The sequence below is a fragment of the Pseudomonas sp. PDM16 genome (genome assembly GCF_014851865.1).
Lineage (GTDB): Bacteria > Pseudomonadota > Gammaproteobacteria > Pseudomonadales > Pseudomonadaceae > Aquipseudomonas.
In genome coordinates this window covers 205412-217372 of record NZ_JACVAM010000008.1, presented here as the reverse complement: position 1 = coordinate 217372, position 11961 = coordinate 205412, and the positions used below count along the sequence as shown (strand labels likewise).

9 protein-coding genes are annotated in these 11961 nt (G+C 63.1%); 2 read left to right on the top strand and 7 right to left on the bottom strand.

Going from position 1 to position 11961, the window contains the following annotated elements; all coding sequences use genetic code 11:
- Positions 1 to 571: 571 nt before the first annotated feature.
- Complete coding sequence (locus IB234_RS22750) at positions 572 to 1537, top strand: integron integrase (RefSeq protein ID WP_192322123.1); 966 nt, start codon at positions 572 to 574, stop codon at positions 1535 to 1537.
- A 41-nt stretch (positions 1538 to 1578) separates the two neighbouring features.
- Here IB234_RS22750 and rimO read toward each other — a convergent pair whose 3' ends face one another.
- Positions 1579 to 2901, bottom strand: a complete 1323-nt coding sequence (gene rimO, locus IB234_RS22745; protein WP_192322122.1) for a 30S ribosomal protein S12 methylthiotransferase RimO — start codon at positions 2899 to 2901, stop codon at positions 1579 to 1581.
- Positions 2902 to 3101: 200 nt separating this feature from the next.
- Here rimO and IB234_RS22740 point away from each other — a divergent pair, with 200 nt between their 5' ends.
- Positions 3102 to 5000, top strand: coding sequence for a potassium transporter Kup (locus IB234_RS22740; protein WP_192322121.1), 1899 nt, complete (start codon positions 3102 to 3104; stop codon positions 4998 to 5000).
- A 38-nt stretch (positions 5001 to 5038) separates the two neighbouring features.
- Here IB234_RS22740 and IB234_RS22735 read toward each other — a convergent pair whose 3' ends face one another.
- The 6 genes from IB234_RS22735 to tcyJ all read right to left on the bottom strand — a co-directional run bounded on the left by IB234_RS22735 (position 5039) and on the right by tcyJ (position 11908).
- Positions 5039 to 5587, bottom strand: coding sequence for a cytochrome b (locus IB234_RS22735; RefSeq protein ID WP_192322120.1), 549 nt, complete (start codon positions 5585 to 5587; stop codon positions 5039 to 5041).
- A gap of 76 nt (positions 5588 to 5663) precedes the next feature.
- Complete coding sequence (locus IB234_RS22730; RefSeq protein WP_192322119.1) at positions 5664 to 6929, bottom strand: virulence factor family protein; 1266 nt, start codon at positions 6927 to 6929, stop codon at positions 5664 to 5666.
- Complete coding sequence (gene mprF / locus IB234_RS22725; protein ID WP_192322118.1) at positions 6926 to 9562, bottom strand: bifunctional lysylphosphatidylglycerol flippase/synthetase MprF; 2637 nt, start codon at positions 9560 to 9562, stop codon at positions 6926 to 6928. The genes IB234_RS22730 and mprF overlap by 4 nt, the downstream gene beginning before the upstream one ends.
- Before the next feature lie 134 nt (positions 9563 to 9696).
- Positions 9697 to 10446 (bottom strand): L-cystine ABC transporter ATP-binding protein TcyN, encoded by a 750-nt coding sequence (gene tcyN / locus IB234_RS22720; protein ID WP_192322117.1) that lies wholly within the window; start codon positions 10444 to 10446, stop codon positions 9697 to 9699.
- Positions 10446 to 11114, bottom strand: coding sequence for a cystine ABC transporter permease (gene tcyL / locus IB234_RS22715; protein ID WP_192322116.1), 669 nt, complete (start codon positions 11112 to 11114; stop codon positions 10446 to 10448). The genes tcyN and tcyL overlap by 1 nt, the downstream gene beginning before the upstream one ends.
- The gene (gene tcyJ / locus IB234_RS22710) at positions 11111 to 11908 is read right to left on the bottom strand and encodes a cystine ABC transporter substrate-binding protein (RefSeq protein ID WP_192322115.1); all 798 of its coding nucleotides are present in this window, start codon (positions 11906 to 11908) and stop codon (positions 11111 to 11113) included. Before tcyJ ends, tcyL begins: the two co-directional genes overlap by 4 nt.
- Positions 11909 to 11961: the final 53 nt, after the last annotated feature.

Below are 11961 nucleotides of genomic sequence, written 5' to 3'. Positions count from 1 at the left end.
ATAGCTACTTCTTTGTCGGGCTTGGCAGGACCTGCGTACCCCTGATACTGAGTGACTGCACAGCCGGTCAAGATGGCTAACAGTGGGGTTAGGATTAATGCTTTCATGATGTTCCTTGATGCTAACGTTTGGCTAAGGGGCCGGCTATGCCGGTCCCGAGTGAGCGAAGCGAACGACTTGAGCCAATTGTTAGATTGCCCAGTCGAGCGCTGGAACTGATGCCAGCGGCGAGCTTGACCGGCGGAGCGCACGGCGTGTCGGTTTTGGCCCGGAAGGTTATTTGTGACGTGCACATTCTCTGAAAGCAACTCCTTTGCTGGCCACAAATAACGGCCTCTACTACCAGGCGACCATTCGATTCAGGAACACCGCGCCAATGCGGTGATTGTGTTTCCTGGCTCGGTGCTGAATAACCAATATTGCCCTTGCGCCTAACTATAAGTAGGCGACAAAAGTGGGGTAATGTTTTCCGCCACTTGTGTCGCATAACGTTCCTTGTCGTCCGACAAGTCCTTGTCTAGCCTGCACAATGCATCAGGAGATGCGACATAAATCAGGGAGCAATAGCGACATGGATGACAAACCCAAGCTGCTCGATCAAGTGCGCGAGCAGATTCGCCTTCGACACTATTCGATTCGTACTGAAACTGTCTATCTGGAGTGGGTCAGGCGCTTCATTCGCTTTCACAAGTACCGTCATCCACAGGAGATGGGAGCAGCTGAGGTCGAGGCGTGCTTGAGCGATCTGGCGGTGCGCCGTGATGTATCGGCGTCCACACAGAATCAGGCCTTGTCGGCGATTTTGTTTCTCTACAAACAGGTGCTGCGGATCGAGTTGCCTTGGATGGACGGGGTAATTAGGGCGCGCCGATCTCAGCGTTTACCCGTGGTGCTGACCCGAGACGAGGTAACCAGTGTGCTAGCGCAACTGGATGGCACGTTGTGGCTGGTGGCTAGTCTTTTGTACGGCACGGGTATGCGCCTGATGGAGGTGTTGCGGCTGAGGGTCAAGGATGTGGAGTTTTCCCGCTTCGAGATCCTGGTTCGCGATGGCAAGGGCCAGAAGGATAGAGTGACCATGTTGCCACGCAGGCTGGCTGCACCTCTGCAACAGCATCTAGAGCGGGTGCAGGTGCTGCACGATCAGGATTTGCGTGAAGGATACGGGAGGGCGAACTTGCCTCATGCATTGGCAAGTAAGTACCCCAATGCCGCGGCGGAGTGGGGTTGGCAGTTTGTCTTCCCCTCGATCAGTCGCTCGAAGGACCCGCGCTCGAATGGAATCTTCCGTCACCATCTGCATGAGAAGACGATTCAGCGGGCGATTCGCAACGCAGTACGCCGGGTCGGCCTAATCAAGCCCGCTACCCCGCACACTCTGCGTCACTCCTTTGCGACCCACCTGTTGGAGAGTGGTCAGGACATTCGAACCGTGCAGGAGCTGCTCGGCCATGCGGACGTGAAGACCACGCAGATCTACACCCATGTGCTCAATCGCGGCGGCTTGGGAGTAGTCAGCCCACTGGATCGGGCATAAAAAAGCCCCGCATCGACGGGGCTTTCATTCGCATCAGGCGATCAGACCAGTTCGGCCCAGAGGTCATACTCGTCGGCGTCGGTGATACGCACGCGGACCTTGTCTCCCGGTTTCACGCTGGTCGCGTCGATGAACACGCTGCCGTCGATCTCCGGGGCATCGGCCCAGGAGCGGGCAACGGCGCCTTCGTGGTCGACTTCGTCGACCAGCACTTCGATCTCGGTGCCGACCTTGCGCTGCAGGCGTGCGGTGGAAATCGCCTGCTGGTGGGCCATGAAACGGTCCCAGCGGTCCTGCTTGACGTCGTCCGGTACCGGCTCCAGGCCCAGGTCGTTGGCCGGGGCGCCATCCACCGGGCTGTACTGGAAGCAGCCAACGCGGTCGAGCTGGGCTTCGGTCAGCCAGTCCAGCAGGTACTGGAAGTCTTCCTCGGTTTCGCCAGGGAAGCCGACGATGAAGGTGGAGCGGATGGTCAGTTCCGGGCAGATCTCGCGCCAGGACTTGATGCGGGCCAGGGTCTTGTCCTCGAAGGCCGGGCGCTTCATGGACTTGAGCACTTTCGGGCTGGCGTGCTGGAACGGGATGTCCAGGTACGGCAGCAGCTTGCCGGCAGCCATCAGCGGGATCACGTCATCGACGTTCGGGTACGGGTAGACGTAGTGCAGGCGCACCCACACGCCCATGCTGGAGAGCGCTTCGCACAGCTCCTTCATGCGCGTCTTGACCGGCTGACCTTCCCAGAAGTCGGTCTTGTACTTGAGGTCCACGCCGTAGGCGCTGGTGTCTTGGCTGATCACCAGCAGCTCCTTGACGCCGGCCTTGACCAGGCGCTGGGCCTCGGAGAGCACGTCGCCGACCGGGCGGCTGACCAGCTTGCCGCGCATGGACGGGATGATGCAGAAGGCGCAGCTGTGGTTGCAGCCCTCGGAAATCTTCAGGTACGCGTAGTGACGCGGGGTCAGCTTGATGCCTTGCGGTGGCACCAGATCGACGTAGGGGTTGTGATCGGCCTTGGGCGGGATCACTTCGTGTACGGCATTGACCACCTGCTCGTACTGCTGCGGGCCGGTGACGGCCAGCACGCTCGGGTGCACGTCACGGATGGCGTTCTCGGATACGCCCATGCAGCCGGTGACGATTACCTTGCCGTTCTCGGCGATGGCTTCGCCGATGGTGTCCAGCGACTCGGCCTTGGCGCTGTCGATGAAGCCGCAGGTGTTGACCACCACGACGTCGGCATCCTGGTAGGTCGGGACGATCTCGTACCCTTCCATGCGCAGCTGGGTGAGGATGCGTTCGGAGTCGACGGTCGCTTTCGGGCATCCGAGCGAGACGAAGCCGACTTTCGGTGTGGCGGTGGACATCGGGGCTAACCTCAAACGGGCGCTCGGGAGGCGCCTCTGATCAAAAAGTGCGCAATTCTAGCGGCAGGTCGCAGACTTGAACAGCCCGCCAGACAACTGATCTATGCTCTGCCGGGCGATCTCTGTCGCGCTGTAGCGGCCCTGGCCCGGGCCTTGAGACGGTGGCAGGATGCGTACCACTCGTCCGGATGGAGCTCTTCATGACCGAAGTTGTTGCCGATCAAGCCAAACCCTCCCACCCCTCCTCCTCCATCGGCCTTCTGATCGGTGCGGTCGGTGTGGTCTACGGCGATATCGGCACCAGCCCGTTGTACACCCTCAAGGAGGTGTTCAACGGCGGCTACGGGGTTCAGGTCAACCCCGAAGGCGTGCTCGGCGTGCTGTCGCTGATCTTCTGGTCGCTGATCTGGGTGGTGTCGATCAAGTACGTGCTGTTCGTGTTGCGTGCGGACAACCAGGGCGAAGGCGGGGTGATGGCGCTGACGGCCCTGGCCAGCCGTGCCGCCGCCAGTCATCCACGACTGCGCATGGTGCTGGTGCTGCTGGGCTTGTTCGGTGCAGGGCTGTTCTATGGCGATAGCATGATCACCCCGGCCATCTCGGTGCTGTCGGCGGTGGAGGGCCTGGAGATCGCCTTCGACGGGCTGGAGCATTGGGTGGTGCCGTTGGCGCTGATCCTGCTGGTGGGCCTGTTCCTGATCCAGAAGCACGGCACGGCGCGTATCGGCATTCTGTTCGGACCGGTGATGCTGGCCTGGTTCGGTTGCCTGGCGGCACTTGGGCTCTACGGCATCGTGCACCAGCCGCAGGTGCTGCAGGCGCTCAATCCGTACTGGTGCATCCACTTCTTCATCGCCCATCCGGGTATCGGCGTGGCGATTCTCGGCGCGGTGGTGCTGGCGCTGACCGGCGCCGAGGCGCTGTATGCGGACATGGGGCACTTTGGTCGCCAGCCAATTGCCCGGGCTTGGTTCCTGCTGGTGCTGCCGGCTCTGGTGCTGAATTACTTCGGTCAGGGCGCGATGCTGCTGGAGAACCCGGCGGCGGCGCGTAATCCCTTCTATTTATTGGCACCGGGCTGGGCGCTGCTGCCGCTGGTGGGGCTGGCCACCTTCGCCACCATCATCGCTTCCCAGGCGGTGATTTCCGGAGCCTTCTCGCTGACTCGGCAGGCCATCCAGCTTGGCTATATCCCACGCATGCATGTCCAGCACACTTCGGATTCGGAACAGGGGCAGATCTATATTCCAGCGGTGAACTGGGCACTGATGATCGCCGTGGTGCTGCTGGTGCTGGGCTTCGAGTCGTCCGATGCGCTGGCCGCGGCCTACGGCGTGGCGGTGACTGGCACCATGTTGATCACCACGCTGCTGTCGGCCGCCGTGGTCTTGCTGTTGTGGAGGGCTCCGCGCTGGATCGCCATTCCGCTGCTGCTGGCGTTCTTCTTGGTGGATGCGCTGTTCTTCGCTGCCAATGTGCCGAAGATCGTCCAGGGAGGTGCCTTCCCGGTGATCGCCGGGCTGGCGGTGTTCGCCTTGATGACCACCTGGAAGCGCGGCCGCCACCTGCTGGTGGAGCGCCTGGACGACAACGCCCTGCCGCTGCCGATCTTCATCTCCAGCATTCGCGGCCAGCCGCCGCATCGGGTCAAGGGCACGGCGGTGTTTCTCACCGCGCGCTCGGATGCCGTGCCCCATGCGCTGCTGCACAACCTGCTGCATAACCAGGTACTGCATGAGCAGGTGGTGCTGCTGACCGTGGTCAGCGAGGACGAGCCACGCCTGGCACCGGAGCGGCGCTTCGAGGTGGAGGCCTATGGGGATGGCTTCTTCCGGGTGATCCTGCATTTCGGCTTCATGGAAGAGCCTGACGTGCCAGAGGCGCTACGCCTGTGCCATCTGGATGATCTGGACTTCAGCCCGATGAGCACCACTTGGTTCCTCAGCCGTGAGACGGTGATCGCCAGCAAGCGTTTCGGCATGGCGCGCTGGCGCGAGGCGTTGTTTGCCTTCTTGCTGCGTAACGCCAACAGCAACCTGCGTTTCTTCAAGCTACCGCTGAACCGGGTGATCGAGCTGGGGACCCAGGTGGAGATCTGACGAGAAACGGCGCCCAAGGGCGCCGCTTCCATACTGGACTAGCTCCGCTTTGGCAGCATACGTATCAGGGTGTTGTCGCGGCTGATGTAGTGATGGAACAGCGCAGCTATCGCGTGCAGTCCAATCAGCCAGTAGCCGGCAGTACCGGCCAGCTCATGCAGCTCCTTGATCTGCCCTGCCAGCTCCGGATTCTTTTCGATCAGCGGAGGCAGCTCCAGACCGAAGAAGGGAATCGGTTTTCCGGCGGCACTGAGGATCAGCCAACCGGCCAGCGGAGCACCGATCATCAGAGCGTACAAGGCCAGGTGCATCAGCTTGGCGGGTATCGCCTGCCAGGCGGGGATGGCCGGCACTATCTTCGGCGTCGGTGCGGTCACGCGCGCCAGAAGACGCAGCCAGACCAGGGCGAATACGCCCAGACCGAGCATGAAGTGCCACTGCTTGAGCAGCTCGCGAGGCTCGCTACCCTTGGGAAAGTTGCCCTTGAGCTCGATACAGGCATAAACAGCCGCGATCAGCAGCAGCATCAGCCAGTGCAATGCGATAGACCAGTTGCCATAGCGTTGTTCGGTATTCTTCCAGCTCATCACGTTCTCCCAGTCAATGGCCTTTAGCCCTGTAGGGATATTATCGAATGGCGAAGCTTAAACATTGCTGAATATTTCAGGGCTTTGGGCTGAGTGGCAATCTCTGACTGATCGCTTTTAGCAATAGCTCAGCCAGCCGCGGATAGTCGCCATCGTAGTGATGCCCCCCGGGCAGCTGGAGCTTCTCGCCAGGCATTCCCGGCAGGGTGCATCCGCTTTCCGCGTTTTCCTGCGCGCCATAGACGCAAAGTACCTTTGCCGCCGGCAGCTTCATCAGTTCGGGGCCAGTGGGCGCTTCCTTGCCGTCCTTGCCGAACCAGCCGCCGACCTCGATCTCGAAGCTGGCGCTGCGAGCTGGAGCCAGCAGGACGATGCTGCTGACCTGACGCTTCGCATCATCGTCCAGGAGGTTGTAGAAGGCCGGCAATACATCCGCGCCGAAGGAATAACCGATCAGAACGAAGCGTGTGCCGCCCCAGCGCTCACGATAGCGCTGCATCAGGGAGGAGAGATCGGCCGCCCCCTGCTGCGGACTCTTGTGCTGCCAGAAGTAACGCAGCGAATCGATACCCACCACTGAATAGCCACGCTTGGCCATCTCCGCGGCCACATCACGATCGAGGTCGCGCCAGCCGCCGTCGCCGGAATAGAACAGGGTCACGGTATCGCTCGGCTTGGCCGCCTTCACTTCGACCACCGGCAGCGCCTCCGGGCTAGCCTGCAGGGTACGCAGGAGCTGGGCATGGAGCAGGTCCTTGAGCGAAGTGGCATAGTCGCCGATCAGCGTCTCGGTGTTGGGCTGACCACGCACGAAGCGTGCGCTGATGTCGTCCGGATTGTTATTCCAGGCTACCCGCCAGTGGCCGTGCTGCAACTCCTGGGGCAGCACGGCATTGCAGTCGGGGTGCTTCATATTGAAGTCGACCGAGAGCGCTTTGGCCTGGTCGCTCGGCTGGCTAGCCAGCCAGCGCCAGGCCAGTACCGCTCCCGGGCCGCTGCCGGCCACCAGGTCGGCGCCGCCGAGCTGCTCCAGCGCCTGGTCGAGGCGCTGCCGCTGGGATTCGCAGCTGGCATTGTTCGCGATGGCGTACTGGGCAATGCGGGTATGCCCGGCTTCGGCCAGCTCAGCCAGCTCCTCGGTGCTGTACAACTGGTCGGCGGGAAGGGCGAGCAACACGCGATGCGGCGGGCGCCCGGCGGGCAAGCTGATGCTCAGCTCGCCGCCGCTGGCCAGAGGCAGACTCTGCTGCACCGCGCGGTATTGGCCGTAGTACCAAACGCCGCCACCTGCGAGCGCGAGGAGGACGAGCATGGGCAAGGCGATCAGCAGGGTGCGTTTCATCGTTTCACCAGTCCGGTCAGGCCGCCGGCGATCAGGGCAGCGGTGTCGGCCAGCGCTACCAGGGGGTCTAGCCCGGCAGGAACGGCCATGTAGCGGGGTTCCCAGTCAGGCTGGAACTTGTCCTTGAAACGACGCAGGCCCTGAAAGTTGTAGAGCTGCTCTCCGCGGCGGAACACCAGCGAGCCTAGGCGCTGAGTCATCGGGGCGCCACGTCGCGGTTGCAGGCCGGAAAGCGGCACCATGCCGAGACTGAAGCGCTGGTAGCCCTCACTCTTGAAATGCAGGATCAGGCCGAGCATGAGGAATTCCATGGTCAGCTTCGGCGCGTCCGGCGCCGAGCGCATCAGGTCGAGACTGGCCAGTTCGCGACCGTCAGTCTCCAGCAGGTTGGCGAAGGCCACCGCCTTGCCCTGGAAACGCACCACGGCGATGCGGAAATGCCCGAGGTAATCGGTGCTGAAACGGCCAAGTGAGAAGCCCTTCTCGCGCACGTTCTTGCCCAGCAGCCAGGCGTCGGAGATCGGCTGCAGCTCCTCCATCGGCGCTTCACCGCGTGGGTAGATGCGCAACTCCAGACCGTCGCGCTGGCCACGATTCCAGGTGTAGCGCAGGTCCTTCATCTCCTTGCCCTTGGCTTCGAGGTCGAAGCGCGTAAGGTCGACGCGAGCCTCCTCGCCGAGCTTGATCGCGGTGAGACCGATGTCCATGTAGAACGGCAGGCTCTCCGCGCGCACCTGGTAGAACACCGGGCGGGCATGGTGGAGGTCGCAGAGATCGCGGAATCGCCAGATCAGCTCGGCGCGCTGGCGCGTCGGGCCAACCGGGTCGAACAGCGCGACCATGCTGCGGCCACGGCGCGAGTACATCAGGAACGCCTCGTCGCCCTGCTCGTCGGCCTGGAACAGCAGTGCCTTGTCGCCGGTCAGCGCCAGACCGCCGTCGGGCTGGTCGGAGCGGCGCAAGATGCTGGCGGCGCGCTCCAGTTCAGCCGGGCTCGGCGATGCAATGGCCGGTGGTACGGCACGCAGCAGCCAGGCCAGCGCCAGCACAGCGAGCAGCAGTGCGCTACCGAGCGCGGCGCGAAGGGCGCGTGGAGCTTCGGCATCGAGCGCGAACTGCCACCACAGCTCGTGTTCGTAGGGCACGTCCTGGAAGGCGAACAACAGCAGCCAGATCGATGCCGCGAGTACCGAGGCGGCTACCGCCAGGTAGAGCCAGGAAAACGGCAGTTCGAGCAGGCGGCTGGGGCGGTAGAAGGACTTGCGGAATACCGCGAGCAAGCTGGCGGTGAGGGTCAGCAAGCTCGCCTCCTCCCAGTCGAAACCCTTGAGCAGCGACAGCAGCGCACCGACCAGCAGCAGCACCAGGGTCAGCGCCCAGGCGGCCGATAGACGACGGCGCAGCCCTTGGGCGAGCAGCAGACAGAGCACGCCGACGAGGCTGGCACCGAGGTGCGACGCATCGATCAGCCGATGGGGGATGAGAAAGCCCAGGTGTTCGAGCCGAACATCGACCGCCGGCGTAGCACCGGAGAACAGCAATACCACTCCGGAAATGAACACCAGCAGCGCCAGCACTGGCGCGCCAAGCCCTGAGGCGACGCGGATGGTCTGGCTGCTGGCAAGCATGCGCCGCGTTTCTACCGCCAGCAGCACCACGCATGCCACCAGCATCGGCAGCACCACGTAGATCAGTCGATACAGCAGCAACGCAGCGGCCAGTGGCGCAGGGTCGATCTGGCCGCTGAACGCGGCAAGCATCACCGCTTCGAACACGCCGACACCGCCAGGCACATGGCTGAGCACCCCGGCCGCCAGGGCCAGCAGGTAGACCAGCAGGAAGGCGCCGAATGACGGGGCGTCCGGTAGCAACAGGTAGAGCACGGACGCCGCGATGGCCACGTCCAGCCCGGTGATCAGCAGCTGCAGGCCGCTCAGACGCCAGCTCGGCAAGCGCAGAGTGCGACGGCCGAACTGCACCAGCAGATTGTCCGCCTGCGGTTGCTCGGGCAGGCGGTGGCGCTGGATCAGCACCGTGGCGACGGCATAGCCGAGCAGCACCAGCACGGCGATGGCGGCCAGCGCGCTGGTCGGCAGGCGCAACGCCAGCGCGGCGTCGGGCAGGTCGCTGAGCATCGCCAGGGCGGCCAGCAGCGGCAGCGCACAGCCGAGCGACAGACTGGCGAACAGAGTCATACGCGTCACTTCGCCTGCGCCGAGACCCTGACGGGTATAGAGGCGATAGCGCACCGAACCACCAGAAAGCATCGACAGACCGACCGCGTTGCCGATGGCGAAAGCGCTGAAGCCGCCCAGAGCGAGGCTGGCGACGGGCAGGCGCACACCGGCGTAGCGACTGGCCGACCATTCGTAGCCGAGCAGCACCACGAAGCCGGCTAGGGTGGCCACCAAGGCTCCGACCAAGGCGCTCGACGGCACGTTCTGCAGAGCGGCGCGCAGAGTACCGGGGTCGAGTTCGTCGAGCAGGTGCTTACAGGCCACCAGGGCAAGGACGAACAGCCCCAGGCCAAGGGCGAGGCCGATGGGCTGTCGGTAGGCGCTGATGCGATCAAGCCAGGCAAGGCGACGAGGATGAACCTGTGAAGCGGGAGGTGTGGAGGCTGGCGCAGTCATGGGAACCTCGGCGTGGTGCGTCACAGTTTGGGGCGAAACTGCGGTAACCAAGAGCTCACAGAAAAAATCGTCTGGCACCAGCGCGCACCCGGTGCGACCTGATAGAAAAGCGTATTCGAAGGAGCTGGCGAGCCTCAGTCCAGGCCAAGGAATTTGCCAAGGAACTGGCGGGTGCGCTCCTCCTTGGGTGCACTGAACAGAGCCCTGGCCTCACCCTGTTCGACGATCACCCCCTGGTCGATGAAGATCGCCCGGTTGGCCACGTCGCGGGCGAAACCCATCTCGTGGGTGACGATGACCATGGTGCGCTTCTCCTCGGCCAGGCCACGGATGGTCGCCAGCACCTCACCGACCAGCTCGGGGTCGAGCGCCGAGGTGGGCTCGTCGAACAGAATCACGTCCGGCTGCATCGCCAGGGCGCGGGCGATAGCCACGCGCTGCTGTTGGCCACCAGAGAGGCGCTTCGGGTAGGCGTCTTCCTTGCCAGCCAGGCCGACCTTGGCCAGCAGCGCACGGGCATGCTCGATGGCCTGGACGCGCGGCTCCTTCTTCACCTGCACCGGGCCCTCGATGACGTTCTCCAGGGCGGTGCGATGGGGAAACAGGTTGAAGTTCTGGAACACGAAGCCAACGTGCTGACGCAGCTTGCGCACGAGGCTCTGTTGGGTCTTGAGCGGTTGATCGGCATCGATGGCGATGCTGCCGACGGTAATCTGCCCACCGCTGGGCTCTTCCAGCAGATTGAGGCAGCGCAGCAAGGTGGTCTTGCCCGAGCCACTGGGGCCGATGATAGCCACGACTTCGCCGGGCGAGACGTCCAGGTCGATGCCCTTGAGTACTTCCTGGCCCTTGAAGGCCTTTCTCAGGTTGCGGACGGAAATCATCAGGAGTCCTGCTCGTGCCGGTTGACCCGCGCCTCGAGGCGCGCCTGGAAGTGCGCCAGGATGCTGGCCAGCACCCAGTAGATCAGTGCTGCAGCCAGGTACATGGTGAAGATCTCGAAGGTACGCGCGGTGATCAGCTGCGCCTGACGGAACAGCTCCGGCACCTGGATGGTGGCAGCCAGCGCGGTGTCCTTGACCAGCGAGATGAAGCTGTTGCCCAGCGGCGGCAGCGCGGTACGCGCGGCCTGGGGCAGGATGGCCCGATACAGGGTTTGTGCCCGACCCATGCCAATGCTAGCCGCCGCTTCCCACTGACCACGGTCGATGGAGGCGATGGCGGCGCGCAAAATTTCAGATGTATAGGCCCCCATGTTCAGCGAAAAACCGATCAGGGCGGCAGTCAGCGGCTCCAGCTGGATGCCCAGCTGGGGCAGGCCGTAATAGATCATGAACAGCTGGACCAGCAGCGGCGTGCCACGGAAGAACGATACGTAGATCCGCGCCAGCCACTGCAGCGGCCAGTAGGCATAGAGCCGCAGCAGGGCCAGGCCGAAGCCCAGCAACAGGCCGAAGAACATCCCGCCCAGGCTGAGCACCACGGTCCACAGCGCGCCCTTGAGCAGAAAAGGCAGCGAGTCCAGGGCGAGCTGCAGGCTGCTTTCGATCATTGAGTGACGTCAGCCTTGAACCATTTCTCGGACAGTTGCTTGAGAGTGCCGTCGGCTTTCAATTTGGCCAGCGCCTTGTCGATGGCAGCCAGCAGCTCGGAATTGTCCTTGCGCAAGGCCACGCCGGACTCCTGGCGGGAGAAGGCGTCGCCGGCCACGGCCAGGCGACCACCGGTTTTCTCAACCATCTCGAAGGCGGCCAGGCGATCCACCAGGATCACGTCGATACGACCGACGTTGAGGTCCTGGAACTTGGTCGGATCGTCATCGTAGGTGCGTATGTCGGCCTGCGGCACGTTTTCCTTCAGCCACTGTTCGTAGTTGGTGCCGAGGCCCACACCGACTTTCTTGCCGGCCAGGTCGGCAGCGCTCTTGATACTGTCGCCGTCAGCCTTGCGGGTCAGGGCCTGGATGCCGGAAACGGTGTAGGGAGTTGAGAAGTCGTACTTCTTCTTGCGCTCGTCGGAGATGGTCACCTGGTTGATCACCACATCCAGGCGCTTGGACTCCAAGGCGGCGAGGATGCCGTCCCACTTGGTCGGCTGGAACTCGGCGCTGACGCCCAGCTCCTTGGCCAGGGCTTCAGCCAGCTCCACTTCAAACCCTGTGAGCTTGCCGCTCTCATCTTGATAATTGAAGGGTGGGTAGGTGCCTTCCAGGCCGACCTTGATCGAGCCCCTGGCCTTGATCTCATCCAGCAGGTCGGCAGCGAAGCCGGGAGTGGCCAGACTGGCGCCGAGCAGGAGGCTCAGGCTACCGAGGAGGAATTGGCGACGCAGCGTGGTGAATGTCATGGCAAGCCTCTCTGGGGTTAGTAGCAGGCGACTCTATGAGCATTTATTTATTC